Source organism: Kitasatospora sp. NPDC048407 (assembly GCF_043200475.1).
GTDB lineage: Bacteria > Actinomycetota > Actinomycetes > Streptomycetales > Streptomycetaceae > Kitasatospora.
The window spans coordinates 385,438-410,424 of record NZ_JBICXW010000002.1 but is presented as its reverse complement, the minus strand read 5'-3'; the positions used below and the strand labels follow the sequence as shown (position 1 = coordinate 410,424).

24 protein-coding genes are annotated in these 24,987 nt (G+C 72.7%); 14 read left to right on the top strand and 10 right to left on the bottom strand.

Features of this window, described 5'->3' with window-relative positions:
- Positions 1-4: 4 nt before the first annotated feature.
- The 3 genes from ACGFWJ_RS07220 to ACGFWJ_RS07210 form a co-directional block, all read right to left on the bottom strand.
- Positions 5-316 (bottom strand): DUF6191 domain-containing protein, encoded by a 312-nt coding sequence (locus tag ACGFWJ_RS07220; protein ID WP_392946126.1) that lies wholly within the window; start codon positions 314-316, stop codon positions 5-7.
- A gap of 93 nt (positions 317-409) precedes the next feature.
- Positions 410-1,528, bottom strand: coding sequence for a hypothetical protein (locus ACGFWJ_RS07215; RefSeq protein WP_392946124.1), 1,119 nt, complete (start codon positions 1,526-1,528; stop codon positions 410-412).
- Positions 1,529-1,674: 146 nt separating this feature from the next.
- A complete protein-coding gene (locus ACGFWJ_RS07210) occupies positions 1,675-3,156 on the bottom strand; it encodes a helix-turn-helix domain-containing protein (RefSeq protein WP_392946122.1) in 1,482 nt (493 codons plus the stop codon).
- A gap of 193 nt (positions 3,157-3,349) precedes the next feature.
- Here ACGFWJ_RS07210 and ACGFWJ_RS07205 point away from each other — a divergent pair, with 193 nt between their 5' ends.
- Positions 3,350-3,874 (top strand): RICIN domain-containing protein, encoded by a 525-nt coding sequence (locus tag ACGFWJ_RS07205; RefSeq protein ID WP_392946120.1) that lies wholly within the window; start codon positions 3,350-3,352, stop codon positions 3,872-3,874.
- Here ACGFWJ_RS07205 and ACGFWJ_RS07200 read toward each other — a convergent pair.
- A complete protein-coding gene (locus ACGFWJ_RS07200; RefSeq protein ID WP_392946118.1) occupies positions 3,825-4,160 on the bottom strand; it encodes a hypothetical protein in 336 nt (111 codons plus the stop codon). The two genes, ACGFWJ_RS07205 and ACGFWJ_RS07200, sit on opposite strands and share 50 nt — an antisense overlap.
- Before the next feature lie 181 nt (positions 4,161-4,341).
- Here ACGFWJ_RS07200 and ACGFWJ_RS07195 point away from each other — a divergent pair, with 181 nt between their 5' ends.
- Positions 4,342-5,868 (top strand): MFS transporter, encoded by a 1,527-nt coding sequence (locus ACGFWJ_RS07195; protein ID WP_392946116.1) that lies wholly within the window; start codon positions 4,342-4,344, stop codon positions 5,866-5,868.
- 100 nt (positions 5,869-5,968) lie between these two features.
- Positions 5,969-6,739, top strand: a complete 771-nt coding sequence (locus ACGFWJ_RS07190; RefSeq protein WP_392946114.1) for a TetR/AcrR family transcriptional regulator — start codon at positions 5,969-5,971, stop codon at positions 6,737-6,739.
- On the opposite strand, the gene ACGFWJ_RS07185 is transcribed toward ACGFWJ_RS07190, so the two are convergent.
- Positions 6,732-7,235, bottom strand: a complete 504-nt coding sequence (locus tag ACGFWJ_RS07185) for a helix-turn-helix transcriptional regulator (RefSeq protein WP_392946112.1) — start codon at positions 7,233-7,235, stop codon at positions 6,732-6,734. The two genes, ACGFWJ_RS07190 and ACGFWJ_RS07185, sit on opposite strands and share 8 nt — an antisense overlap.
- A 307-nt stretch (positions 7,236-7,542) precedes the next feature.
- Between ACGFWJ_RS07185 and ACGFWJ_RS07180 the strand changes: the two genes are divergently transcribed.
- From ACGFWJ_RS07180 to gdhA, 3 genes are all read left to right on the top strand, one after another.
- On the top strand, positions 7,543-9,249 hold the full coding sequence (locus ACGFWJ_RS07180; RefSeq protein ID WP_387647951.1) for a glycoside hydrolase family 13 protein: 1,707 nt from the start codon (positions 7,543-7,545) through the stop codon (positions 9,247-9,249).
- A 49-nt stretch (positions 9,250-9,298) separates the two neighbouring features.
- Positions 9,299-10,123, top strand: coding sequence for a barstar family protein (locus ACGFWJ_RS07175; protein WP_392946110.1), 825 nt, complete (start codon positions 9,299-9,301; stop codon positions 10,121-10,123).
- A 275-nt stretch (positions 10,124-10,398) separates the two neighbouring features.
- The gene (gdhA, locus tag ACGFWJ_RS07170; RefSeq protein ID WP_387647957.1) at positions 10,399-11,778 is read left to right on the top strand and encodes an NADP-specific glutamate dehydrogenase; all 1,380 of its coding nucleotides are present in this window, start codon (positions 10,399-10,401) and stop codon (positions 11,776-11,778) included.
- Between the two features lie 49 nt (positions 11,779-11,827).
- Here gdhA and ACGFWJ_RS07165 read toward each other — a convergent pair whose 3' ends face one another.
- On the bottom strand, positions 11,828-12,244 hold the full coding sequence (locus ACGFWJ_RS07165) for an SRPBCC family protein (protein WP_392946107.1): 417 nt from the start codon (positions 12,242-12,244) through the stop codon (positions 11,828-11,830).
- 85 nt (positions 12,245-12,329) lie between these two features.
- On the opposite strand from ACGFWJ_RS07165, the gene ACGFWJ_RS07160 reads away from it, so the two are divergent.
- Positions 12,330-12,944, top strand: a complete 615-nt coding sequence (locus ACGFWJ_RS07160; protein WP_392946106.1) for a hypothetical protein — start codon at positions 12,330-12,332, stop codon at positions 12,942-12,944.
- Positions 12,945-13,025: 81 nt separating this feature from the next.
- The gene (locus tag ACGFWJ_RS07155; protein WP_392946104.1) at positions 13,026-13,667 is read left to right on the top strand and encodes a hypothetical protein; all 642 of its coding nucleotides are present in this window, start codon (positions 13,026-13,028) and stop codon (positions 13,665-13,667) included.
- 160 nt (positions 13,668-13,827) lie between these two features.
- Here ACGFWJ_RS07155 and ACGFWJ_RS07150 read toward each other — a convergent pair whose 3' ends face one another.
- The 3 genes from ACGFWJ_RS07150 to ACGFWJ_RS07140 all read right to left on the bottom strand — a co-directional run bounded on the left by ACGFWJ_RS07150 (position 13,828) and on the right by ACGFWJ_RS07140 (position 16,586).
- Positions 13,828-15,090 (bottom strand): MFS transporter, encoded by a 1,263-nt coding sequence (locus ACGFWJ_RS07150; protein WP_392946102.1) that lies wholly within the window; start codon positions 15,088-15,090, stop codon positions 13,828-13,830.
- Positions 15,091-15,175: 85 nt separating this feature from the next.
- Positions 15,176-15,712 (bottom strand): carboxymuconolactone decarboxylase family protein, encoded by a 537-nt coding sequence (locus ACGFWJ_RS07145; protein ID WP_392946100.1) that lies wholly within the window; start codon positions 15,710-15,712, stop codon positions 15,176-15,178.
- 40 nt (positions 15,713-15,752) lie between these two features.
- Positions 15,753-16,586, bottom strand: a complete 834-nt coding sequence (locus ACGFWJ_RS07140) for a hypothetical protein (protein WP_392946099.1) — start codon at positions 16,584-16,586, stop codon at positions 15,753-15,755.
- A 196-nt stretch (positions 16,587-16,782) separates the two neighbouring features.
- Between ACGFWJ_RS07140 and ACGFWJ_RS07135 the strand changes: the two genes are divergently transcribed.
- The 3 genes from ACGFWJ_RS07135 to ACGFWJ_RS07125 all read left to right on the top strand — a co-directional run bounded on the left by ACGFWJ_RS07135 (position 16,783) and on the right by ACGFWJ_RS07125 (position 19,241).
- Positions 16,783-17,337 carry a hypothetical protein gene (locus ACGFWJ_RS07135; RefSeq protein WP_392946097.1) on the top strand — a complete coding sequence of 185 codons (555 nt, stop codon included), beginning with the start codon at positions 16,783-16,785 and terminating at the stop codon, positions 17,335-17,337.
- A gap of 48 nt (positions 17,338-17,385) precedes the next feature.
- On the top strand, positions 17,386-18,354 hold the full coding sequence (locus ACGFWJ_RS07130) for a hypothetical protein (RefSeq protein ID WP_392946095.1): 969 nt from the start codon (positions 17,386-17,388) through the stop codon (positions 18,352-18,354).
- 104 nt (positions 18,355-18,458) lie between these two features.
- Positions 18,459-19,241, top strand: a complete 783-nt coding sequence (locus ACGFWJ_RS07125; protein WP_392946093.1) for a hypothetical protein — start codon at positions 18,459-18,461, stop codon at positions 19,239-19,241.
- 7 nt (positions 19,242-19,248) lie between these two features.
- Here ACGFWJ_RS07125 and ACGFWJ_RS07120 read toward each other — a convergent pair whose 3' ends face one another.
- Positions 19,249-20,676 carry a lamin tail domain-containing protein gene (locus tag ACGFWJ_RS07120; protein WP_392946091.1) on the bottom strand — a complete coding sequence of 476 codons (1,428 nt, stop codon included), beginning with the start codon at positions 20,674-20,676 and terminating at the stop codon, positions 19,249-19,251.
- Positions 20,677-20,853: 177 nt separating this feature from the next.
- Between ACGFWJ_RS07120 and ACGFWJ_RS07115 the strand changes: the two genes are divergently transcribed.
- The 3 genes from ACGFWJ_RS07115 (at position 20,854) to ACGFWJ_RS07105 (ending at position 24,865) form a co-directional block, all read left to right on the top strand.
- A complete protein-coding gene (locus ACGFWJ_RS07115; protein ID WP_392946089.1) occupies positions 20,854-21,375 on the top strand; it encodes a protein phosphatase in 522 nt (173 codons plus the stop codon).
- 513 nt (positions 21,376-21,888) lie between these two features.
- Complete coding sequence (locus ACGFWJ_RS07110) at positions 21,889-22,818, top strand: lytic polysaccharide monooxygenase (protein ID WP_392946087.1); 930 nt, start codon at positions 21,889-21,891, stop codon at positions 22,816-22,818.
- Positions 22,819-23,236: 418 nt separating this feature from the next.
- The gene (locus tag ACGFWJ_RS07105; RefSeq protein ID WP_392946085.1) at positions 23,237-24,865 is read left to right on the top strand and encodes a cellulose binding domain-containing protein; all 1,629 of its coding nucleotides are present in this window, start codon (positions 23,237-23,239) and stop codon (positions 24,863-24,865) included.
- The last annotated feature ends 122 nt before the right edge of the window (positions 24,866-24,987 follow it).

Sequence of the window (24,987 nt, the reverse complement as noted above, 5' to 3'; positions counted from 1 at the left end):
CCCGTCAACTCCCGCTGCCCGACGGCCGGATCCGGGCCGTGCCCGCCGCCAGGTCGATCCCGGTGCGCGGGGGCGCGCCGTCGTGCTCGTCGTCGCGCAGCACCAGTTCGATCCGCCGCTGCTCCAACTGCACCCGCTTGCCCGCGTACAGCAGCGCGTGCAGCTCCTCCCCCGCCTGCGCCCCGACCCCGCGACCGCTCTCCGCCGGACCGGTCCACCGCACGGCCGCGCGTCGCGTCGCCGAGGCCGCGAACCCCAGCAGCACCAGCGCCGCTGGGAACACCAGGCTGCCCATCACCGCCACCAGTGCCACCATGCCGGGCTCAACGCCCCACCGCGCCAACAAAGTTCCGACCGCACCTGCGGCGCGCGGCAGCGGAGACCCCGCCGCCGCACGCCGAAAGCGGTCTCAGTGCAGCAGGTCCAGCCTGTTGTCGGCGTCGTTGACGAACCAGACGGCGTCGCAGTCGATGTCCAGGGTGAGGCCGAAGAGCGCGCCCGCGCCCGCCGGGTTGCCCTCGTTGTTGATCTGCTTCACCGCCACCTGTTCCCCGCGGGGGGTGGTCTCGACGATGTTGCCGTCCTGGCTGTTGACGGTCAGCAGGTCACCCTTGGGGGTGAGGGTCATGCCCAGCGGGCCGTTGAGGTTCCCGTCGGAGGTGATGACCCGGCCGATGCCGGCGCTGTCGTCGCGGGTGAGCGCGCGCGGGATGGCGGTGATCCGGTTCGGCACCGTGTCGGCGACGTACAGCGTGCCGTCGCGTCCGAGGCTGACGCCGGTCGGGCCGATCACCAGCGCGGCGGGGTCGGTCCGTTGGGGGAAGCCGGAGCCGATCACGGTGGTGTCGCCGCGCTGCGGCGGCTGGTCGTCGTTCGTGGTCAGGGAGATCCGCAGCACGGTGCCCGCGTCGACCTCCGCGCCGCCCCCGGCGACGGTGCCGTTGAGCACGTTGGTGACGAACAGGTCGCTGTGCCTGCCGTGGCTGACGGCCGTCATGTCCCAGGGGCCGTTGATGCCGCCGCCGACGAACGTCTCACGAACGGTGCCGTGGCGGTCGAGCACCAGCAGGCAGCCGGCCTGCGCGGTGGCGGCCGTGCCGTCGGCGGTGGGCAGGCTGCCGACCACGACCCAGCCGCCGGGCAGCACGGTGAGCGCGGTGGTGAGGCCGACGCCGCCGGGGCAGGGGCCGGGCAGATGGGCGGGGTCGATGGTGGCGAACGTCGTCACGGCCCCGTCCGGGGCGACCTGCACCAGGGTGGTGCCGGTGCCCTGCAGGTTGGCCGCGTTGTTGAAGTTGCTGACCAGGACGCTGCCCCGGTGCAGGTCCCCGACGTTCTCCTTGATCGTGAACGTGCCGTACGGGTTCTGGTCACCGTTCCCCGGCACGGTGGACGGGCCGGGGGTGACGGTGTTCAGCCGGTCCAGGAACGGCCGTGGGCCCACCACGTGGCCCGCGGGCGCGGCGGCGGTCAGGCCGACGGTCAGCGCGGCGATCGCCAGCGCGCTCGAACATGCCCGAAGTCTCATGTACTGCCTCCTGAGGAGCGGGCCGGACCTGCGCAATCGGCGGTCCCGACCCGTGAACGTGCTCTGAACTGCCCCCCGGCAGGCCACGCTAGGCACACCGCCCGGCGCGCCGCTTGCCGGTTCCGCCAATTGACCCCGGCCGGACCCTAAGGTCGGCCGGCCAGCTCCAGGGCACGGTGGGCGAGCCACAGGTCGTGGACGGCGGTCGGTGGGCGCAGCAATGCGCAGTTGAGCAGCGTCTCGATCCGGCCGAGGCGTTTGCGGACGGCCGAGGGCGAGAGCGCCAACTCCTGGGCGGTGGGGCCGATTCGGGCGTCGTGGCGCAGCCAGCGCGCGAGGGTGTCGGCCAGCGCGGGCGGGGCGTCGGGGGCGTGCAGCGGGTGGAGCCGGCTCGAAGCCCAGTCGATCACCTGCGGCTGGGCCAGAAGTTCGTCAAGTCCAGCTCCAGCGACGCATATTGACTGTCCGTCAGTCCGCATTCGCAGGGCCAGGGAGAGCGCGGCCCGGTCGGCGAGGCGGTGCGGGTCGGTACCGAGGCGGTGGTGGAGGTGGGTGAGGCGGGCGGCCAGGGTGTTGCGGTGGATGCCGAGGCGGGCGGCGGCGTCGGTGGGGTGGTGCAGCCACGCGGTGGCGGTGGCGAGCAGCGCGGGGCCGTCGGGGTCCTGGGGGCGGGCGGGCCGGTGGGTGTGCAGGGGGGCGAGGGTGGCGGCGGCCCAGGCGGCGCCGGCGGGGCCGAGCGCGGGTGCGAGGTCGCCGAGTTGGGCGTGGGCGGCGCGGCGTTCGGGGTGCCGGCGGGCGGCGGTGAGGGCCCGGAGGGCCTGGTGGTGGGCGAGGGCGGTGTCGCGCAGCGGGACGGCGTCGCTGATGCCGACGTGGCAGGTGTCGGCGACGGCCGGGTGGTGCAGCCAGGCGGCGAGCGGTCGGGTTGGGGTGGCGGGTTCGAGAACGAGGGTGCGGCGGGCTCCGCCGGGTTCGCGGCCGACCCAGGCGGCGGTGGTGGCGGCCCAGTCGGCGGCGTCCCGGCGGGCGGCGGCGGGTCCTTCGACGGCGTACATCCGTACGGTGTCGGGCAGTGCGCTGCGCAGGGTTCGGGCGAGTCGGCGGGCAACGGCGATCTGGCCGGCCATCAGCAGCTGGAGGACGGCTTCGCGGGTGCCGGTGTCGGCGAGTTGCGCCTGGTGGGCCTGTTGGCGGCCGCGTTCGGCGTCCCAGGTGAGGCTGAGGACGGTGGCGGCGTCGGCGAGCAGGACGGGCAGGTCGGGCGGGGCGGGGCGGGGTGCGACGGCGGCGAGGACGGGCAGTCGGGTGCCGGGGCGGCCGGGCAGGGTGACGACCAGGCAGGTCAGGGTGGTCTGTCCGACGGCGGCGGAGCCGGTGCCGCGGGTGACGGCTTCGCGGACGGCGCTGCGGGCCAGGGCGCGTTCGGCGGCGTTGACGGGTGCGGGTGGCGGGCAGGCGTCGGTGCCGGAGGGGTGCAGCAGCAGGACGCCGGCCCGGGTGCGGGCGGCGAGCAGGCGCAGGACGGCGGGGGTTCCGCCGCGGCGTCCGGCGGCCTGGAGGTCGAGGACGTCGTCGGCCCGGCGCAGGCGCTGGACGGTCCGACCCCCCGGCGGGGGCGTCTCGCGCATGTCGCTTCCCCCGAGTGACATCCGAAGTCGATTCGTCCCCAGGCTATCCGCGCCACGAGCGGAAGATCAACGCGCTCGGTGTGCGGTTCGACACCGTCCGGCGGGGCTCACCGGGCACGGTCGCACCCGGCCGGCCGGGGCGTCGCCCTAGGTTTGCGGGGCACCGCACCAGCAGCACCGATCTGGAGGATCCATGACCCGCAGGACCGGCCTCGGCCGTCTGCTCACCACCGCCGGCGCCGTCACCGCGCTGACCGTGACGCTCTCGCTGACCTCGGCGGGCTCCGCGTCGGCGGCCAGCGACTTCCAGGGGAACCTGAAGAGCAACGCCACCAACAAGTGCCTGGCGCTGGACGGCGGCGGCGACGGCAACGGCCTCCCGGCGTTCCAGTGGGACTGCAACGGCAACAACGACCAGCAGTGGACGTTCGAGAACACGGGCGGCGGCGCCTACGAGATCGTGAACCGCTGGGGCCTGTGCCTGGAGGCGCCGGGCTGGACCACCCAGCCGGGTGCCCAGCTCGGACAGTGGGAGTGCCACGGCGGGGCGAACCAGACCTTCTACATCGACAACTACATGATCGACAGCTCGAACATGCGCTTCAAGAACAAGAACTCGGGCCTGTGCGTCAGCGTGCAGGGCGGCAGCTCCGCGCTCCGCACGCCGATCATCCAGTGGTACTGCAACGACGCGGCCGACCAGCGCTGGCACGTCTGACCGCGACGGCGGTGAGCAGGCCGAGGGCGGCGGTGAAGATCCACGGCTGGTCCAGCGGCGAGAGGCTGTAGGCGACCAGCACGACGACCGGCGGCAGCGCGCGGTGCGCGGCCCGGTGGACCAGCAGCGGGCCGATGAGCAGGGCGGCACCGGCCAGGCCCGTCCACCAGCCGTGCACCGCGGTCTCGAAGACCGCGAAGGCGGCCGAGAACAGCGCCAGGACCGCCCACCCCAGCCGACTCGCCGGGCCGGGTTCGTCCGGCCGTCGATCCGTCAACTTCCCCATGGAGAGCGTCCCTTCTGCCGTCACGCCACCAAAAGCTAAGGCTAATAGCGTTAGCCGTCAACCCGCCGGACCCTTGGCGCGAATATTCGTTGTACACCGTAGAAGGATTCCTCTACGGTGTACAACACGTGCCCGGCCATCACCGGGCGCCTTCGTCCGCGTCCGTTCCGGGGGAGCCCTCTTGTCACCAACGTCCGTCCCGGCCACCGCCCCGCACCCGCGCCGCTGGGTGATCCTGGCGGTGGTGTGTCTCGCCACCCTGGTGGTCCTGCTCGACAACACCGTGCTGAACGTCGCGATCCCGTCGCTGACCGAGGAGTTGGGCGCGGGCACGGCCGACATCCAGTGGATGATCAACGCCTATTCGCTGGTGCAGTCCGGCCTGCTGCTGACGGCCGGCAGCCTCGCCGACCGGTACGGCCGCAAGCGCGCCCTGCTGGCCGGGCTGGCACTGTTCGGCATCGGCTCCGCCACCGCCGCCTTCGCCCAGTCCACCGGCCAACTGATCGCCGCCCGGGCCGGCATGGGCATCGGCGGCGCCCTGCTGCTGACCACCACGCTCGCCGTGGTGATGCAGGTCTTCCAGGGCGACGAGGTGCCCAAGGCGATCGGCATCTGGGGCGCCGTCAGCTCGCTCGGCTTCGCGGGCGGCCCGCTGCTCGGCGGCGTGCTGCTGGCGCACTTCTGGTGGGGCTCGATCTTCCTGATCAACCTTCCGGTGGCGCTGATCGGCCTGTTCGCGGTGGCCCGCCTGCTGCCGGAGAGCCGCGACCCGGCCGGCCGCCGGCCCGACATCCCGGGCGCGGTGCTGTCCACCGTCGGCATGGTCGGCGTGGTGTTCGCGATCATCTCCGGCCCGCTGCACGGCTGGGGCTCGGGCCGGGTGCTGCTGTCCGCGGCGATCGGCGCGGCCGCCCTGTCCGCCTTCGTGGCCTGGGAGTTGCGCACCCCGACGCCGATGCTCGACATGGCCTTCTTCCGCAACCGCCGCTTCAACGGCGCGGCCGCGGGCGGCGTCCTGGTCGCCTTCGGCATGGCGGGCTCGCTGTTCCTGCTCACCCAGTACCTGCAACTGGTGCTCGGCTACCGCCCGTTGGAGGCCGGCCTGCGGATGACCCCGCTGGCGCTGGCGATCGTGGTGCTCAACCTGACGGGCGTCGGCGCCCGGCTGCTGCCGAAGCTCGGCTTCCCGGGGGCGGTCGCGCTCGGCATGGCGCTGCTGTCCGGCGGCCTCGCGGTGATCGCCTTGACGGGCTCGGCGCACGGGTACACCGGCCTGCTCGCGGGCCTGCTGCTGATGGGCGCCGGCATCGCGGTGGCCCAGCCGGCGATGGCCACGGCCCTGATGGGCGCGATCCCGCCGGAGCGGGCCGGAGCGGGCGCGGGCGTGCAGGGCACGGCCACCGAGTTCGGCGGCGGCCTCGGCGTGGCCGTCCTCGGCGCGGTGCTCGGCTCGCGCTTCGCGGCGGGCCTGCCCGCCCAGGTGCCCGACTCGGCCGCGAAGTCGCTGCCGGACGCGCTGGCCGCCGCACCCGACGACAGCCTCCGCGAGGTGGTGCGGACGGCGTTCTCCGACGGACTGACCTCCAGCCAGCTGATCGGCGCGGCCGCGATCCTGCTCGGCGGCCTGGTCTCGGCGGCCCTGCTGCGGGGCACCGAGCAGCCGACCGCTCCCGCTGCCGTACCGGAGCCCTCACCTGCGGCTTAGCAGCACCGAGCACCCCGGGCCCGCGCACCGCGCGCGGGCCCGAACGCGTACGGTGGGGGCCGTCAGCCCGGTCCCCCACCACCGAACGCGAAGGAGCAGCGTGGCCGCCAAGCGCGCCTCACAGGTCAAGAAGAGCGTCTGGCTCACCCCGCAGCCCGCCCGGGGCCGCCGCGGCGGCCGCGCGGCGGGTGCCGCCGCGGGCGGCGCGGGCGGGCTCGATCGCGAGGTGATCGTGGCGGCGGCGGTGCGGCTGCTGGACGAGCAGGGCGAGGCGAAGTTCTCGATGCGCGCGCTGGCGGCCCGGCTCGACGTCACGCCGATGTCGCTGTACTGGTACGTCGCCGACAAGGACGACCTGCTGGAGCTGGCGCTGGACGTGGTGGCGGGCGAGATGGAGCTGCCCCGGCCCGACGACGGCCTGAGCTGGCAGGACGGCCTGCGGGCGCTGGCCGCGACCTGGCGGGCGACGATGCTGGCGCACCCGTGGGCGGTGCGGATCTACAACGACTACCTGAACGTCGGGCCGAACTCGGTCCGCTACTCCGCTCGCGCCGTGGAGGTGGCGCGCAGCTCGCCGCTGCCGGAGCCCGACGCGATGGCCGCCCTGTCGGCGGTCTTCCAGTACACGTACGGCTTCACCGCCAACGAGGTCAACTGGCAGGAGAAGGCGGCCGCGGCCGGCGCCACCGTCGACGGGCTGATCGAGGAGATCACCGAGGCGGTGCGGGAGGTTCCGGAGATCGCCGAGTCGGGCGCACTGGTGGAGCGGCCGGATGAACCCGAAAAGCTGCTGCGCGAACAGCACTTCCACCGCGCCCTGGACTGGATGCTGGCCGGCATGGCGGCCGGGCTCGCGAACCCCGCTACGTGAACTCCTGCTGACAGCGCTCCAACCAGTCCAGCTCGGCCTTCAGTTGCAGCACCGCGCCCTCGATCAGCAGCCGGGACATGCCGAGTTCGCGGGACTGGCCGGCACTGGCGTCCAGTCCGCGCAGGGTGGCCAGGCAGTGCGAGCGCTGAACGTCGATCAGGGTGCGGCGGTCGGCGAGCCGGGTCTGCGGGGCGAGCACGAGTTTCAGGAAGAACTCCTCGCGGACCTTGGCGCCCTCGGACGGCCGGGCGAACCAGTCGGCGAGCTCGCGCCGCCCCGGGTCGGTCAGCGCGAAGACCCGCTTGGCGGGGCGGCCGTCCTGGGCGACGTCCTGTCCCTCAATCAGGCCGGACTTCTCCAGCCGGCCCAGGGTGATGTACACCTGCCCGTCGTTGGTGCGCGGCCAGGCCGGGCCGAAGGTGTTCTCCAGGGCCCGGCGGAGCTGGTAGCCGTGCGCGGGGCCCATGGCGAGCAGTGCGAGCAGGGGTAGCCGCACGCGGGTGCCTCCTTGAACTTCAGGGGGTGCGCCGGGCGGTCGGACCGTGTTCGGCCGCGCGCCGGGCGGCGCTCCTGGGCGTGCCCTACCCCCGAGCGCGCCCGGTTATTCGTCCAGAACCCGATCCGAAACGGCCCAAGTGGTGGCACCCTGTGGCGCAGAAGGTGACAGACGTCCCCCCAGTCTCCTGGACACACTCTTTGGCGTATACCTAACATGCAGGTATCCCCGAGGAACTGACGGCCTGTCAGCCGGTTCCCACGCCTGCCAGCGCGACCTCCCTCGCGCGCTCCCGTGAAGGTGACGCATGATCACGCCCGTCGTCCCCGGCGATCCGCCGCGCCCCGCCCAGCTCCCCGGCCAGTCCGCCGAAGCCCCCGCGGAACGCCGACTCCCGGCCGAACAGACGGCCCCGGGCGCGCCCGACGAGCTCTGGTGGCGGTCCGCGGTGATCTACCAGGTGTACGTCCGCAGCTTCCAGGACTCCAACGGCGACGGCATCGGCGACCTGCCGGGCGTGCGGGCCCAGCTGCCCTACCTGAAGCGCCTGGGCGTGGACGGCGTCTGGCTGAACCCGTTCTACCCGTCGCCGCAGCACGACCACGGCTACGACGTCGCCGACTACAAGGGCGTCGACCCGATGTTCGGCACCCTGGAGGACTTCGACCTGCTGGTCGAGGACTGCCGCAAGCTCGGCCTGCGCCTCGTCCTCGACACCGTGCCCAACCACTGCTCCACCGAACACCCGTGGTTCCAGGACGCGTTGCTCGCCGCCCCCGACAGCCCCGAGCGGGCGCGCTTCCACTTCGCGGACGGCCGCGGCACGGACGGCGAACTGCCGCCCAACAACTGGCGGGCCATGTTCGGCGGCCCCGCGTGGAGCCGGATCACCGAACCGGACGGCACCGCCGGCCAGTGGTACCTGCACATGTTCACCCCCGAACAGCCGGACCTGAACTGGCGCAACCCCGAGGTGCCGGCCGAGTTCGAGAAGGTCCTGCGCTTCTGGCTGGACCGCGGCGTGGACGGCTTCCGCATCGACGTCGCCGCCGGCCTCTTCAAGCACCCCGAACTCCCCGACTCCCCCGACCCGGAGGCCGACGAGCGCACCCGCGACTCCGTCAATCCGCTGGCCTGGAACCAGCCCGAGGTGCACGACATCTGGCGTGCCTGGCGGGCGATCTGCGAGGAGTACACCGCGCTCGACGGACGGCAGCGGCTGCTGGTCGGCGAGGCCTCCGTGCCGACCCCCGCCGAACAGGCCATGTACGTCCGGGCGGACGAGCTCCACCAGGCGTTCTTCTTCCACCTGCTGCACGCGCCGTGGGACAGCGAGCACTTCCACCAGGTCATCGACGCCGCCGTGCGTGACATCACCGCCACCGGATCCACCGTCACCTGGGTGCTCAACAACCACGACCAGGTCCGCACCACCACCCGCTTCGGCAGCCCCGAACGGGCGCGCGCCGCCGCCCTGTTGATGCTGGCACTGCCCGGCGCGGCCTACCTGTACCAGGGCGAGGAACTCGGCCTGCCCGAGGTCGACGACCTGCCGGACGATGTGATCACCGACCCGATCTTCCACCGCACCGGCAGCCGCAAGGGCATCCGCGACGGCTGCCGCGTCCCGCTCCCCTGGGCCGGCACCGAGGCCCCGTTCGGCTTCAGCCCCGACGGCTCCGCCCCCACCTGGCTGCCGCAGCCCCCGTCCTTCGCCGCCCACACCGCCGAGCGCGCCCTCACCGACCACACCTCCCCCTACCACCTCTACCGCGAGGCCCTCCACCTGCGCCGCCTGCTCCCGCAACTCGGCGAAGGCACCCTCCGCTGGCTGGAGACCCCGCCCAACGTCCTCGCCTTCACCCGCGGCGACGGCATCCTGGTCGCCACCAACTTCGGCACCACCCCCGCCCCCGCCCCCGTCACCGGCACCCCCCTCCTCTCCTCCGCCCCCTGCCCCCCGGGCATCCTCCCCCCGGCCACCACCGCCTGGTGGCTCCAGCCCCGCATGTGACGGGCCCCGCCAGGTACCCTGCCCCGAACACGACGAAGGGGGCAGGGACTTGGCGGGTCACAGCATCGGCGGGGAACTGATCGGCGACGAGCACGACGACTCCTGGGGACACGTCCAGGAGTTCGCCGGCCTGTTCGCGGGGTACGACTACTCAACCCCGGAGGAGGACCAGTACCTCTGGGACGTGCAGTTGCTGGGCTGCACACCCGCGGGTTCGCTGCTCGCCGCCCTCGACCGCATCGGTACCCGCAGGGCCGCGCTCGAAGGCTGGGCCGACCTGTATCTGCACGACGCGAAGGACCGCCGCATGGGCCGGCTGTCGGTCTACGGGGTCACCGTGCTGGCCGCGCAGCCGTCCGAGCGCGGCGCGGGGCTGTGGGACATCACCGTCGAACTGTGCGGAGACAGTCTCTCCCCGGCCTGCGAACTGCCCTGGCGCCTGCGCCAATCGGGAACCCTCGACCGCCCCGGCCTCTGGCACGGCCTGGACCGGGCGGGCCGGATGGCCTGGGCGGGGGCCGCACTGTTCTCCCACCGGCCGCCCGCGCCCGAGAAGCAGTGGCCGCCGCACGGCCATTACCGGCTCGACGGGCGGCACATCGTGGACGAGTACGCGTTCTACTGCGCACTGGGCGAGGCCGTGAACGGCCCCGGCGGCTACTTCGGCTGGAACCTCGCCGCCCTGAACGACTGCCTCTGCCTGCCCAGTTGGGGCGGCGCGGCCTCCGTCACGCTGGAGTGGGAGCACTCCGGCCCGAGCCGGGCGGCGCTCGACGCGGAGCTGCTGGATCCGGCCGAGCCCGGGCGCGGATCCGTGCTCCGCATCATCGACGAGATCTTCGAGCGCAACGGCGTCGCAGTCCTCCTGCGCTGATCACCGAACCGTCACCGGATCCGCACGATTCTTTGAGTTTGGGCATTGAGGGGGGCCGAGCGGCCGAATTCACCCGATCGGGTGTTCACATGCTGGACACGCTGTCGATGAATACAGGTCAGCACTGTGACAATGGTGTGGACCATAGGTCCCACCCCGTCGCGCGGCGCGTGTCAGGCATGCCGGCGGCGATCCTCAACGGCGAGGAGGACCAAGGGCGGCCCCCTCGCGGGGCGCCCTCGTGCACCATCCGATTCACGGAAGGTTGTGCCTTGATGCCGGCCACCCACAGCTCTGCCGCGTCCACCGACGCCGGCGCCCGCCTGATCGAGCCGCTGTACCAGGAAGTCCTGCGGCGGAACCAGGGCGAGAACGAGTTCCACCAGGCGGTCCGTGAGGTCCTCGAAACGCTCGGCCCGGTCCTGCTGCAGCGCCCCGAACTCGTCGACGCGCGGATCATCGAGCGGGTCTGCGAGCCCGAGCGGCAGCTGATCTTCCGCGTGCCGTGGTCCGACGACAAGGGCGGTATCCACGTCAACCGGGGCTTCCGGGTGGAGTTCTCCAGCGCACTTGGCCCGTACAAGGGCGGACTGCGCTTCCACCCCTCCGTCAACCTCGGAATCGTCAAGTTCCTCGGCTTCGAGCAGATCTTCAAGAACGCCCTGACCGGCATGCCGATCGGCGGCGGCAAGGGCGGCTCCGACTTCGACCCCAAGGGCCGTTCGGACGCCGAGATCATGCGGTTCTGCCAGTCGTTCATGACCGAACTCCACCGCCACCTGGGCGAGTACACCGACGTCCCGGCCGGTGACATCGGCGTCGGCGGCCGCGAGATCGGCTACCTGTTCGGCCAGTACAAGCGCATCACCAACCGCTACGAGTCGGGCGTCCTGACCGGGAAGGGCCTGGGCTGGGGCGGCGCGCAGGCGCGCACCGAGGCCACCGGCTACGGCTGCGTGATGTTCACCGAGGAGATGCTGCGGGTCCGCGGCGAGAGCCTGGCCGGGCAGCGCGTGGTGGTCTCCGGCTCCGGCAACGTGGCGATCTACGCGATCGAGAAGGCCCAGCAGCTGGGCGCGACCGTGCTGACCTGCTCCGACTCGACCGGCTACGTGGTCGACGAGAAGGGCATCGACCTGGCGCTGCTCAAGGAGGTCAAGGAGACCCGTCGCGGCCGTGTCTCCGACTACGCCGAGGCTCGCGGCGAGCACGTCAAGTACGTGCCGGGCACCGGCGTCTGGAACGTCCCCTGCGACGTGGCGCTGCCCTGCGCCACCCAGAACGAGCTGCACGAGGCGGACGCGCTCGCGCTGGTCCGCGGCGGCGTGAAGGCCGTCGCCGAGGGCGCCAACATGCCGACCACCCCGGAGGCGGTGCGGGTGTTCCAGGAGGCGGGCGTGGCGTTCGCGCCCGGCAAGGCCGCCAACGCGGGCGGTGTCGCCACCTCCGCGCTGGAGATGCAGCAGAACGCCTCCCGCGACTCGTGGACCTTCGAGCACACCGAGCACCGGCTCGGCGAGATCATGAAGCACATCCACGACTCCTGCTTCACCACGGCGGAGAAGTACGGCAGCCCGGGCAACTACGTGGTCGGCGCGAACATCGCCGGCTTCGAGCTGGTCGCCGACGCGATGCTCGCCCAGGGCCTGATCTGACGCCCTGCCACTGAGGAGGCCCGGACCGCGGCGGCGGTCCGGGCCTTCCTCATCCGCGCAGCAGCGTGCGCAGCGCCCGCCGGAACACCACCCGGCCGCACCACGCCGTCGGCCGGTCGAACAGGCCGGGCAGCACCCCGATCCGCAGCTCCTCCCGCCACCGGACGGCGCTGCCGCCCCGGTACGGCCGCACCTCGATCTCGGCCCACCCCGTCACCACCGGCCCACGCTTGACCAGCCGGCACCGCCCGACCCCGAAACTCCCCTGCGGCGGCTCCCACCGTTCGACGTCCATCACGTCCGCGAACCCGAACCGCCCGATCCCGGTGCGCCCCACCACCGTCCGGCCGTCACCGGTGACCACGGTGAACGGCACCGCCTCCCCGTGCCGGGGCCAGTCGGTGACGCGCCGCCAGGTCTCCTCGGGCGACAGCGCCACTGCTTCCACGATGCGGAACTCGGTCATTCGGTGATCCTATCCGCGACCCGCTCGCGGGAGTAACTTGTGCGCCCCACGGCCTCGTACGACAAGGAACAGGTGAGGGCCCGTCATGGCCACCAAGAAGCACCACAAGAAGCGCGACCGGACGAAGCACGGGCTCACCCCGAAACGCCGCGACCTGTCGCCGGCCCCCAAGCGGACGCCGACGCCTGCGTGGCTGCTGCAACTGATCGGGGCGGTGATCGGACCCCTGTTTCTGTTCGGCGGCGCGCTGCAGACGCTGGCCCTCGCCGACGTGCACAGCAGGCCGGAGCTGCGGATGACTGTCGGAGCGTGCGAGACCCACCACAGGAGCAAGGACTCCGTCACCAGCTGCTACGGCACCGGCGACCCTGGCGCACCCGTCACCGGCGCAGGCTTGCTGTTGCGCCAAGCGCCGGAGGAGTACCCGGCCGGCACCGTGGTGAAGGTCCGCTGCGCCCAGGACGGCATCTGTGACGTCATCACCGCGGGCAGGCTCTTCATCACGCTCCTCACCACCGTCGCCGGACTCCTGATCATGGGCGCCACCCTGGTCGCCCTCACCCTCCGCGCCGTCGACCGGTTCGCCCCGCACCGCTCCGAACTCCTGCGCACCCGCCGAGTCCACCGCGGCCTCGCCCGGACAGGCATCGGCACCGTCCTGCTCGCCGTCACCGGATCCCTGTTGTTCATATTCCTCTGACAACCACACCACAACGGTGCTGCGGCGCGAGTAACTTGTGGGCCGCACGGTCACGTGCACCAGGGGGCAGGGGAAACCGTCATGTCAAGACGCAGACAGGAAGCGCACGCCTACCGGGCTGCCGCACGGCGCGAGCAGGAGAAGAAGCGGCCGCGGATGTGGAACGGCTCGGACCGGTTCGATCCCGACAGACCGGGCCTCGGCATCGCGATCAGCCTGATCGGGCTGGGCCTCGGCACCGTCGCGCTCGTCCTCGGAACGGGCAACCTCCGGGCCATGAACGACGCCGACTCCCTCCCCCAGCTGCGAATGACCGTCAGCTCCTGCGAGAGCGTCACGCCTCCCCCGAGCTCACGCAATCGCCAGCCGGAGATCACCTGCTTCGGCCGGGGCACCGACGGACCGTCCGGCGTCACCACCGAGCAGTGGCACCTCGACGAGGCTCCGGACGTCCTGCGGAGCGGCCAAGTGGTGAACGTCCGCTGCACTCCGGGCGGCTCGTGCCGGACCGACCTCGACGATTGGGGCCTCCCCGGCGTCTTCCAGATCACCCTGGGCGTGCTGCTCCTCTCCGCCGGCCTCTACACCGGCAGTCGCGTCCTGACCCACCGCTACGCGCCCTGGCACGACGACTTCTTCCGCCGCCGATCCACCGTGGTGGCGACGCTCGTGTTCTTCGCAACGGTCCTCGTACTCGGCATCGTCGCGGACGTCCTCGTCTGAACCGGCCTGCGCGGTTTCCTGGACCGACCCGGTACCGCGGCCATCGCCGCCGTACTGCTCAGCCTCGTCGGGTCCCTGGTCTACGTGTTCACCTGACGCCCCGTCGGCAGAAAGGCCCGGACCGCGTCGGCGGTCCGGGCCCGTTCTGTGCAGTGGAGCTTCACGCGGCCTTGACCAGGTTCTCCGGGGTGTGCCGGGCGGTTGCCACCGTCGTACTGGTGGTCTCCGGCCCGTCGTGGCGCGGCCACAGGACGAGGGCGCCGGTGGCTCCCGCCGCGGCGAGGCCCGCCAGGACGGTCCAGGTCACCGGATAGCCGGCGGTCGTGCCGAGCCAGCCCGCGATCGGGTAGGTGATCAGCCAGGCCAGGTGCGAGAGCGAGAACTGGGCGGCGAACACCTCGGGGATCGCGCTGCGTCCGACGGAGGCGCGCAGGACCTTGCCGGTCGGGGTGATGATCAGCGCCATGCCGATCCCGGTCGCGATCCAGATGACGGCCGTACCGGCCCAGGTGGCGAGCCCGGCCGCGATGACGGTCGCCGCGACGGCGGTCGCGGCCACCAGGACGGCGGCGCCGGCCATCATCACGGTGCGGGCGGCGATCCGGTCGAGGACCCGGGGCAGCGCGAGCGCGGCCAGCAGCGTTCCGGTGCCGGAGGCGGCGAGCATCCAGGCGACCTCCGACTGCGAGCCGCCGAGCTCGTCACGCACGTAGTTGACGGTGTTCACCACGACGATCGAACCGGCCGCGGCGACCGTCAGGTTCAGCGCCATGATGCCGCGCAGCCGCGGTGTGGTGAGGAAGGTCCTGATCCCTGCCGCCGCCTTGTCCCAGGCCTTGCTGTGGGCGCTCGGGCGGGCGTTCGGGATGCGGGTCGACAGAACGAGGAGCGCGGAGAGCAGGAACCCGACGGAGGTGCCGAGGAACAGCCGGTCGAAACTCAGGAACGTCAGGGCCAGGCCGGCCAGCACGGGACTGAGCAGGCTCTCCATGGTGGAGGCCACCTGGGAGGCGGACAGCGCACGGGTGTAGGCGGCGTCGTCGGTGACGATGTCGGGGATGACGGCCTGGAACGTCGGCGTGAACGCCGCGGAACCGGCCTGGAGCAGCCCGATCAGGACGTAGACGTGCCAGATCTCGCTGACGAACGGCAGCAGCAGGACGACCGAGCCGCGGATCACGTCGAGCGCGACGAGCACGGCTCGTCTGGGGAGCCGGTCGATGTACGCGGCGGCCGGCGGCGCGATGACCACGTACATCACCATCTTGATGGTCAGTGCGGTGCCCAGCACCGTGCCGGCGCGGGGCCCGGCGAGGTCGTAGGCGAGGAGGCCGAGGGCCACGGTGGTCAGTCCAGTGCCGAAGAGGGCGATGACCTGGGCGGCGAAGAGGTGGCGGTAGTCACGGATCGCGAACAGTCGCATGACGGGTTCCTTCCGGGTCCATGCGGCCGGGCACGGCCCCCGGGGTGGCGGCCGTGCCCCGCACGTACAGGCAGGGGTGTTCTCGCTACTCATCGGTGTCGCCCTCGTTTCCCGGCGTGAGGCCGGCCAGGAGGTTGAAGGCACCGGTGAGGATGTTCAGCGCGACGACGCCGACCACATCCGCGATCGCGCGGTCGCTGTAGCCGTGCGCGCGCAGCGCGGTGACCTGTTCGTCGGTGATCGACGTCGGTTCGCGGTAGACCTGGAGGGCAAGGGCGATGATCGCCGCGATCGCGGGATCGGCCGAGGTGCCCTTGCGGGCCCGCTCGATCTCGTCCTCGTCCACTCCGAGCGCGCGGGCGGCGCCGACGTGGGCGTCGAGACAGCGGCCGCACCCCTGTTGCACCTGGACGGCGACGGAGATCCGTTCGCTGATCCTGCGGTCGAGCTTGGCGCGGCCCATGGCCCGGCTGAGCTGGAGGTATCCGCCCAGGACGGCCGGTGAGTGGGCCATGGTGGAGACCATGTCTCCGATGCTGCCGTGCCGGGAGACCAGGTCGGCGAGGAGGTCGCGCGAGGCGCCCACTGCCGTGTCGGGCGTGAGGGCGGTGAGGCGGGGCATGTGCGTACTCCTTTCTTCGGCGCGGACGGGGGTCGCGCTTTCAGTGGTGACCGTGGTGCCCGTGGTGGGCGTGGTGCCCGTGCTCCGGCGCGGCGGTGGCGGTCTTCGTGGCGGTGCGCACCGTGAACTCGGCGGTCCGCACGGTGCCCTCGTGCTGGAAGTCCAGGAACAGGCGGTAGGTGCCGGCCGAGGGCGCGACGGCCATGAAGGAGATCTCCGGGCCGGGCGCGGTGACGCCGTCGCCGGGGGCGCCCTCCGGGTGGACGTGGAGGTAACCGAGGTCGCCGACGCGCAGCGCCACCAGGTGTCCGTAGGCGGCCAGGTAGGGCTCGAGGTCGGTCACGGGGTGTCCGTCGCGGCTGACGGTGAGGGTCAGCTCGCTCGCCTCGCCGGCCAGCAGCTCGCCGTCGAGCGTGACCGCGTAGTCGCCGATCCGGGCGATCCCGGTGGTCTCCGGGAGCGGGCGCGGGTCGTAGGCACCGGCGACGGCGACGTCGGCGCCGAGCGTCAGGGTTCCGGTGTGGGCGGCCGGGTGGATGTCGGTGAAGAACTTCCAGTCGCCCGGCGTCAGGGTCAGCTCGGTGGTCCAGACGCCCTTGCCGTCCCGCACCGGGTGCACGTGCTGGAAGCCGGTGGTGTCGCGCCGCACGGCGATGAAGTGCAGCTCCTTCTCGTGCTCGGGCACGTACTCGGTCACCGGTCGCCCGTCGGGGCCGGTCACCCGGAAGGTGATCGTCTGCGGACCGGCGCCGAGGATCGTCGCATCGAGCTCCAGGGTGTAGCCGCTCTCCGACACCGAAAGTCCCCCGGCCTGGGCGCCGCCGTGGCCCGCGTGGCTGTGTGCGGCGTGCTCGTGTCCGGCGTGGCTGTTCATGGCATCTCCTCGAGTGAGTACTGCGTTTCCGGGGGGCTCGTCGCCCTCTCGATGAGATGGAACTTATACCCCCCGGGGGTATATGGGAAGCCCTCACGGCCTCAGGCTTGCCTCCGGAATCCGGATTCGCACGGAGTCGCCCGACACCGCGGCTCGCACCCCGCGCACCCGCACGAAGAGAAGGTGATGGCCCGTCATGGCCCAGGAACGGAACCCGAATACCGGCGGGCGCCTCTCGGTCCGGGCGAACGCGGTCGGCCTGCTGATGACGCTGCTGCTCACCGCCGTCGGCGTCGGCATCCTGGTGACCGGCGCGGCCCGGCTCACGGAGCTGTCGGACGCCCGCCGCCGGCCCGAGGTGCCGATGACCGTCTCCTCCTGCAGCACCGTCCGCACCCTCCGCCTCGCCACCACCACCTGCCACGGCACCGTCCCCGCCGGTCCCGCGCAACTGACCGACGCGTCAAGGAGGTTCGCGGAGGGCGCCGTGGTGAACGTGCACTGCGCGGACGACGGCACCTGCACCACCGCCGCCTTCCGCGACTGGGCGGGGCGCGCCGCGCTGGTCGGCCTCGGCCTGCTGGCCTGCGGCGCCAGCCTCACCGGCCTGCTGCGTCGCGGCATCCGCCTGTTCGCGCCCACCCACGACGCGTTCCTCCGCGACCCCCGGCTGACCCGCTTCGCCCAGGCGTACTGCCTCGTCACCGGGCTGATCGCCGCCGGTGGCTACCTCGGCCATCTGCTGACCTGACGGCGGGTCACCTCACGCCGCCGCCGGGCCGCCGCCGATAGTGGGCGGATGAGCACACCTGGTCTCCCCCGCCGGGCCGCCCTGCTGGCCGGACTCGGCTGCGCCGCGCTGACGGCCTGTTCCGCCTCCCACCCGATCGCCCGGTCCTTCGGCTCACCGTCCCCGTCCCCGGCCGGGTCCGCGTTCCCCTCCCCCGCCGCCTGGCAGCCCGGGCCGGGCGAACTCCAACCGGACGTCAAACTCCGGGCGGTGCAGGTGGTGGAGGCGATCGGCAGCTGGCCGCCGGGCGGGCAGGGCGCGGCGGCGGCCGGGCAGCGGGTGGCGGCGCTCGGGCTGCCGGCCGGGCTCGCCCAACAGGGCGGAGCGCTGCTGGCGGACGCCCCGCAGGCCGCGGTGGAGGTGATCGACGCCCAGTACGGCGGGCTGCTGAGCGACTCGGCGAGCGTCCTGGTGGTGTGCCGCCAGTGGCTGGCCGGGCCGAACGGCGCCCCGCAGTCCGCGGGCACCACGGTCGACGTGCGGCTGTCCCGGGCCGACCCCCGGTGGGACGTCACCGCCCTGCACCCCGCCGACCCCGGCCCGCCGGCGGCCACCCTCTCCGACCCGGCGACCCGGGTGCTCGCCCAGCCCCGGATCGTGCTGCCGCCCGCCGCCGCGGCCGACGTGCGCAGCGGGCAGGTCCACGACTCGGTGCTGAGCGCGATGCTGACGCTGGCCGGTCCGTACAGTTTCCAGGTCAGCGTGGTGCGTTCCGGCCATCCGCTGCTGGTGTTCGGCACCGACCGGCCGAGCGACCACCCGCTGGGGAAGGCCTTCGACACCTGGCAGATCGACGGCCACCCGGTGGTGGACCCGGCCACCCCCACCGAGCTGGTCGACTCCTTCATGCGCGCCGCCGCGGCCGCCGGCTCGTACAACGTGGGCGGCCCGCGCCTGCTGTCCGGCGGACAGGCGGCGAACCAGTTCTTCAGCGACCCGACCCACCACGACCACGTCCACGCCGGTTTCACCTCCTGAGAACTTTCTCGGTCCACCGGCCGAAATCCCTTGCGCTCCACCCCTGACCTGCGACAACGTATCGGTCGCTGATCAAGTCGAGGGTTGCGGTGGGGGTTGGGTCCGTGGTGACGCACAGGGGCGGCGTGTTGGTCACGGTGGCCGCGGGGGTGCTGACGGCCGCGCTGACGGGGTGTTCGGGGGGCGTGTCCGCGCCGAGGCCGCTGCCCGCGCCGTCCGGCGCACGGGCCGTGCCCGCGTCGGCCGGCGCGGCGTGGCCGGTCAGCCCCGACCAGGAGTTGGCCGAGCTCCGGGCGGCTCTCGCGCTGCCCGCGCAGCCGTTCTCCGCGGTGCTCAACGTCGAAGTCACGGACGGCACGCGCACCGTGCGGCGGCAGGGCGTGGTCAACGTGTCGGACGACCAGCAGACCGGGGCACTCAGCGTGACATCGGCTTCTGCGGAGCAACCGGCCCGAAGCCAGGCATATCTGACGATCACCCGGGAAGCCGCGTACACCCGCTCCGACGACGCCGCGTGGGTGCGGTCGCCGCGCCCGCCGGAGCCGCTGCTCACCGACCACCGCGCGCTGGCCCGGGAACTGCTGCGGAACGACCCGGGGTCCTTCCGCGGGCGGGCGAGGATCCGGACACTCCGCGGCGGCATGGGCTTCCACCTGGTCGGGCGACTCCCGCTCGCGACGGTCGCCGGGGCGTTCGACGCCGCCTCCCGTTCGCAGCTGGCCCAGCATCAGGTTCCGGACTGCGTCGCCGACCTGCTGGTCGACGGCGACGGCCGGCTGTCCGTACTGACGCTGACCTGCGAGGCCGATGGCTACCGTCTCCGGTCCACCACCGGCCTCGCCGAGTACGGCCCGGTCGCCGAGACCTCGCCGCCCGCCGACCTCTGACGCCGGATCAGCAGTTGATGCTGCCCTTGCGCAGCGCGTGGCCGCCGGTGTTGCTGTCGTCGGACCAGTAGACGGGCTTGCTGCCGCCCACGCACTCGTCGGCGCCGGCCAGGGTGAAGCCCTCGTTGTTGATGTTCGGCATACCGGCGGGGCGGTTGTGGACGGCGGTGACGGCGAAGGACCCGGCGGTGTTCACCTGGAAGGTCCGGTGCTGGCCGGAGCAGGTGTCGTCGCAGACCACCCAGAGCCGGTTGGCCTGCGGCTCCCACTGGAGTTCCATCACGCCGGCCATGCCGCTGCTGAGGGTGGCGACCTTGGTGAACCCGCCGGCCTCCAGCAGCACGTAGCCGTAGACGGTGCCGGAGCCCTCGACGCCCACGAAGAACACGCCGCCGGTGTGTGCGGCGTAGCGGCTCGGGTCGTAGGCGGCGCCGGTGGCGGCGTCCTTGAAGCCCGCGCCGGTCAGGTAGCTGTCGGGCACCCAGGTGATGCCCTCCAGGCCGAGGTTGGCGCCGGTGGCGGGCAGGTCGGGGGTGAGGTTCCACTCCCGGGTAGCAGTCAGCGTGCTGCCGGTGCCGGACACGTCGTAGCGCAGCACGGACAGCCGGCTGGTGGACGAGGCGTCGGCGTTGCGCTCGCTGGAGACGTACACGCCGCCGGCCGAGCCCGCGCCGGTCAGGGTGACGCCCTCGTCGTCGGGGGTGCCGGTGCCGCCGGGGAAGCGCAGCGCCTTGCCGGAGCCCCAGCCGTTGGCGGTGTCGGGCGTCCAGCCGCCGGAGCCGTTCGGGACCAGCCGCCACAGCTTGCCGGAGTTCTGCGCGCCCCACATCACGCCGCCCTCCTGGTAGAGGCCGGACAGGTCGGTGCCGAACACGTTGGCGGCGTCGGCGGTGGCGACCGTCGAACCGCCGGGCCAGGCCACCGGGGTCGTGGAACCGCCGCCGCCGGAGCCGCAGTTGTTGGCGGCGCCGAGGGTCAGGGTGGCGGCCTGGGTCCAGTCGCCGGTGCCGTCGGCGCAGCGCGACCAGGAGGGGTTGGAGTGCGAGCTCCAGCTGAACGAGTCGACCAGGGTGGTGCCGTCGGCCAGGTACAGCCGGGCGCTGTCGGCGGAGCCGAGGCCGAAGCTGCCGTGCACGTCGAAGGCCTTGAAGCCGCCCGGGGCCAGGCTGGTGCCGGAGGCGATCTTGTACTTGTTGCTGTCGTTGTCGTCCTTGAGGATCCACCCCGACAGGTCGATCGTCGCGGTGCCCTTGTTGTACAGCTCGATCGAGTCGTTCACCGACCCGGTCGTCACCACCTCGTTCAGGCGGATGTCGGTCGGCGCGGCGGCGGCGGGCGAGGCGGTCAGCACTCCCACGCCGACGGCCGGCAACGCGACGGCGGCCAGCAGCAGCGAGAGGCGACGACGCCACTTCGGGGCGCGCGGTTCGATCACGGTTTCCGTCCCTCGGTTCGGTGTGAACACGGCGCCGACCAACCTCCCGACCCCGCCCCAACGAAGCCCCACCGCGACCTGTTCCCCGCATGAACGCCCGGCGAACCCCGCCCCAGCCCCGGTGCTTGCGGGAACCGTGCCCGGACCGATCGCGTTGTCGGGCGGGGAGGCGATGACATGAAGACCCGACGGAAGGACGGTCCCGACCTGCCGGGGCCGCCCGAGGAGCCGTGGAACGAGGTCGCACCCGGCCTGTGGATGGGCGGCCACTACTGGCACGACCCCACCGGTGAGCTCCAATTCGTCTGCGTCGGCTCCGAGTTCGACCTGGTGGTCAGCCTGTTCACGGCACCCGGCCACGGGCCCGACCCGGGCGTCGAGCACCTGGTCGCCGAGGTGCCGGACGACCCGCTGGACGCCGGGCAGCTGGCCACCGTCCAGGCCGCGGCCGAGTACACGGCGGCGGCGGTCGCGGCCGGACGCCGGGTGCTGGTGCGCTGCCACTCCGGCTACAACCGGTCCGGGCTGGTGGTGGCCCAGGCGCTGGTCGAACTGGGTGCGGACACCGCCGGGGCGATCCGCCGGGTACGGGCACGGCGCTCGCCCTGGGCGTTGAACAACGAACTCTTCGTCGCCTACCTGGAGACCGGTCTCGACACGGCGCGCCTGCTCAGCTCGCTGACCGCGCCCGGGAGCTGACGAGGCATCGGGCGGGCGCGCGCGGGGCCGCCGGGCGGGGCCTTGGGTGGGCCGCCGGGCGGGGCTTCGGCGGACCTTTGGCGGGTTGGCTGCGGGTTATCGGTGGCTTATGGCCTTCTTATCCGCCGGAGCCGTCGCACACCGCGCACGGAGGGTGGAGGTGGCCGCGCGGGCGGGTGGACGTAGCCCGGCGGGTACGGCGGCGGTAGGTTCCGGGCCTGGTCGGAGGCCGATTCCGCTGGTGCTTTTCGCCGAGCGCGCGGTCGGCGGATTCTGACGCGACGCCAGGTCGGCGGCTCGCCAGCGGTGTTGCGGGTGGCCGGATGCCGCCATCGGGGCACCGGCCGAATGTGGCAGACACTTGTCAATTGGTATAGGCCAATCGTAGCCTTCGGTCCGTTCGCGGTGTGCCGGGTCCACACCGCGCCGCCCACGGGTCGCTCCCTGGGCGTCGGGCGGACGTACGTCCACCCCTTCCCCCACCATCGACCCGGCACTTTTCCGAGGAGAACCATGTCCTGGTCCCGTCGTCTGCTCACCGCGTCCGCGGTGGGCGCGGGCGCCCTGGTCGCCACCACCTTCGCCGCCGGCACCGCCGGCGCCCACGGCGCGATGTTCGGCCCCGCCAGCCGCGTCGCCGCCTGCTACGCGGAGGGCCCCGAGGCCCCCAAGTCCCAGGCCTGCAAGGACCTCGTCGCGGACAGCGGCACCCAGCCGCTGTACGACTGGAACGAGGTCAACATCGCCAGCGCCAACGGGCAGGCCCAGCAGATCATCCCCGACGGCCACCTGTGCTCCGCCAACCGCGACAAGTACCGCGCCCTGGACTGGGCCCGCACCGACTGGCCGGCCACCTCGGTGGCGGCCGGCGCGAAGACCTTCAACTTCCGCGTCACCGCGCCCCACCAGGGCGTCATGACGCTGTACATCACCAACAGCAGCTACAACCCGACCCAGCCGCTGAAGTGGTCCAACCTGGACCTGGCGAACCCGATCGCCACCTTCGCCAGCCCGCGCACCTCGGACAACGGCTACTACAACGTCAACGTCAACCTGCCGCAGCGCACCGGTCGTCAGATCGTCTACATGGTGTGGCAGCGCACCGACAGCCCGGAGGCGTTCTTCGGCTGCTCGGACGTCGACTTCGGCTCGGGCACCGCGGCCGCGGCCGGCGCGCTCGCCGCCCAGACGCCGTCCGCGCCCACCGAGGCGCAGATCGCCGCGGGCGCCGACCACTCCTCCGTCTCCCACACCGGCCACGGCGGCGACGCCCTGACCGCCCAGGAGGCCGCCGCTGGCACCGCCGCGACCAGCACCGCCGCGTCGACCCACACCAACAGCAGCAACGCCCTGCTCGGCCTGGCCGGCGCCGGCCTGCTGTCGGCCACCGCCTCGGGCGTGTACCTGGCCCGCCGGATGCGCAACGCCGCCGTCACCGCCTGACGGCCCATGAACGCCTGACGCGAGTCAGGCGGGTGGCGCGGCCCCATCCCCCACAGCTCCGGGGCCGCGCCCTCCGTCACCATGGCCTGCCGGAGCCATCGCTCTCCCTCTGCCGCACCCTCCCCACACCATGGCCAGCCGGAGCGCCCCAGAACCGGCCCGGAGCCGACCCGCCGCGGAGCCCGGCGCTGCCCGACGCCGGCTCGACGCCGCCTCCGACGCAGCCTGCCCATCCCGTCCCGCCCGCGCCTCGACGAACCGTCAACTCTCTGCAAAACCGCAGGCTTTCACCTTGACGGCCTCAATTGGTCTGGACCATCTTGAGTCCGCCCCCAGCACCGCGCCGCCCCGCAGCCGGTGCACCCCATGCACCCGTTGCACCACCCCACTCCCCCACACCGTCGAGGAGAACCCGCCCATGAGGCGCGTCACCCTGTCTCTCGCCGCCACCGCGGCCCTGCTCGTCGCGCCGCTGGCCGCCACCTCGGCCGGCACGGCCAACGCCGCCGGGGTCTCCGGACTGGTCGCCGACTACGCCGTGACCCAGAGCTGGTCGAACGGCTTCCAGGCCAGCTACACCGTCACCAACCACACCAACACGACCGTCAACACCTGGTCGCTCTCCTTCGACCTGCCGACCGGCGAGACCGTCTCCAGCCTGTGGAACGGCACCCTCACCTCCACCAGCACCTCCACCGGCACCCACTACACGGTGACCTCGCCGACCTGGGCCTCGCCGCTCGCCCCCGGCGCCAGCGCCCCCGCCGTCGGCTTCGGCGTGACCAGCGGTGCCACCCAGACCGCGCCCGCCAACTGCACCATCAACAACCTGCCGTGCGCCGGTGCGCCCGCCGACAGCACCCCGCCGACCGTCCCCGGCAACCTGCGCAGCACCGGCACCGGGCCCGGCAGCATCACCCTCGGTTGGAACGCCGCCACCGACAACGTCGGCGTGGCCGGCTACCACCTGCGCGAGGGCAGCGCCGTCGTCGCCACCGCGACCGGCACCAGCGCGACCGTCCGCGGACTGCTCCAGGGCAGCAGCCACACCTTCACCGTCAGCGCCTTCGACGCCGCCGGCAACGAGTCCGCCGCCTTCGCCGCCGTGACCGCCACCGCCGGCACCGGCACCACACCCGGCACCGCCGCGCCCTACGTGGACCTCGGCGCCTACCCGACGCCCAGCCTGCCCGCGCTCTCCGCCGCCAGCGGACTCAAGGAGTTCTCGCTGGCCTTCATCATCAACGGCAGCCAGCCCTGCACCGCCAGCTGGTTCGGCGCGTACGACCCCGCCACCGGCTGGGACAAGGACGACATGGACGTCATCCGGGCCGCCGGCGGCGACGTCCGCCCGTCGTTCGGCGGCGCGAACGGTACCGAACTGGCGCAGTCCTGCACCACCGTGGCCTCGCTCGCCGCCCAGTACCAGAAGGTGGTGGACGTCTACACGCTGGACCGGGTCGACTTCGACATCGAGGGCACCGCCGTCACCGACCACGCCTCCGTCGACCGCCGCTCCGCCGCCCTCGCCCAGGTGCAGGCCGCGCAGCGCGCCAAGGGCCGCGACCTGAAGGTCAGCCTGACCCTGCCGGTGCTGCCCAGCGGACTCACCGCCGACGGCGTCTACATCCTGCAGTCCGCCAAGAACGCCAGCCTGGCCGTCGACCTGGTCAACGTCATGGCGATGGACTTCGGCGACTGGGCCGCCCCGAGCCCCGCCGGCAAGATGGGCGCCTACGCGATCCAGTCCGCCCAGTCCACCCAGGCACAGATCCGCTCCGTGTGGACCAACCTGACGGACGCTCAGGCGTACGCCATGGTCGGCGTCACCCCGATGCTCGGCCAGAACGACACCAGCTCCGAGGTGTTCGGTATCTCCGACGCCCAGCAGCTGCTCACGTTCGCCCAGCAGAACCACCTCGGGGAGCTGGCCTTCTGGGAGATGACCCGGGACGCCAACGCCTGCACCGGCTCGCTGCCCAAGTGCACCAACATTCCGCAGACCCCCTACCAGTTCTCGAAGATGTTCGCCGCGTACAACGGCTGAACGTTGACGGCCGAGGGCCGGTGATCGACGGCCGCCGGCGGACGGCGGATCCGATCCGAGTGACCGGCCGGTCGGTCGCCCCTGGCGCTCGATGCCCGGGGCGGCCGATCGGCCGGACCGTC

Excerpts from the sequence above, each read along its gene's own strand:
- ACGFWJ_RS07220 (WP_392946126.1), bottom strand. The coding sequence starts at position 316 with ATGGTGGCACTGGTGGCGGTGATGGGCAGCCTGGTGTTCCCAGCGGCG.
- ACGFWJ_RS07215 (WP_392946124.1), bottom strand. The coding sequence starts at position 1,528 with ATGAGACTTCGGGCATGTTCGAGCGCGCTGGCGATCGCCGCGCTGACC.
- ACGFWJ_RS07210 (WP_392946122.1), bottom strand. The coding sequence starts at position 3,156 with ATGCGCGAGACGCCCCCGCCGGGGGGTCGGACCGTCCAGCGCCTGCGC.
- ACGFWJ_RS07205 (WP_392946120.1), top strand. The coding sequence starts at position 3,350 with ATGACCCGCAGGACCGGCCTCGGCCGTCTGCTCACCACCGCCGGCGCC.
- ACGFWJ_RS07200 (WP_392946118.1), bottom strand. The coding sequence starts at position 4,160 with ATGGGGAAGTTGACGGATCGACGGCCGGACGAACCCGGCCCGGCGAGT.
- ACGFWJ_RS07180 (WP_387647951.1), top strand. The coding sequence starts at position 7,543 with ATGATCACGCCCGTCGTCCCCGGCGATCCGCCGCGCCCCGCCCAGCTC.
- gdhA (WP_387647957.1), top strand. The coding sequence starts at position 10,399 with ATGCCGGCCACCCACAGCTCTGCCGCGTCCACCGACGCCGGCGCCCGC.
- ACGFWJ_RS07165 (WP_392946107.1), bottom strand. The coding sequence starts at position 12,244 with ATGACCGAGTTCCGCATCGTGGAAGCAGTGGCGCTGTCGCCCGAGGAG.
- ACGFWJ_RS07160 (WP_392946106.1), top strand. The coding sequence starts at position 12,330 with ATGGCCACCAAGAAGCACCACAAGAAGCGCGACCGGACGAAGCACGGG.
- ACGFWJ_RS07155 (WP_392946104.1), top strand. The coding sequence starts at position 13,026 with ATGTCAAGACGCAGACAGGAAGCGCACGCCTACCGGGCTGCCGCACGG.
- ACGFWJ_RS07150 (WP_392946102.1), bottom strand. The coding sequence starts at position 15,090 with ATGCGACTGTTCGCGATCCGTGACTACCGCCACCTCTTCGCCGCCCAG.
- ACGFWJ_RS07145 (WP_392946100.1), bottom strand. The coding sequence starts at position 15,712 with ATGCCCCGCCTCACCGCCCTCACGCCCGACACGGCAGTGGGCGCCTCG.
- ACGFWJ_RS07140 (WP_392946099.1), bottom strand. The coding sequence starts at position 16,586 with ATGAACAGCCACGCCGGACACGAGCACGCCGCACACAGCCACGCGGGC.
- ACGFWJ_RS07135 (WP_392946097.1), top strand. The coding sequence starts at position 16,783 with ATGGCCCAGGAACGGAACCCGAATACCGGCGGGCGCCTCTCGGTCCGG.
- ACGFWJ_RS07130 (WP_392946095.1), top strand. The coding sequence starts at position 17,386 with ATGAGCACACCTGGTCTCCCCCGCCGGGCCGCCCTGCTGGCCGGACTC.
- ACGFWJ_RS07115 (WP_392946089.1), top strand. The coding sequence starts at position 20,854 with ATGAAGACCCGACGGAAGGACGGTCCCGACCTGCCGGGGCCGCCCGAG.
- ACGFWJ_RS07110 (WP_392946087.1), top strand. The coding sequence starts at position 21,889 with ATGTCCTGGTCCCGTCGTCTGCTCACCGCGTCCGCGGTGGGCGCGGGC.
- ACGFWJ_RS07105 (WP_392946085.1), top strand. The coding sequence starts at position 23,237 with ATGAGGCGCGTCACCCTGTCTCTCGCCGCCACCGCGGCCCTGCTCGTC.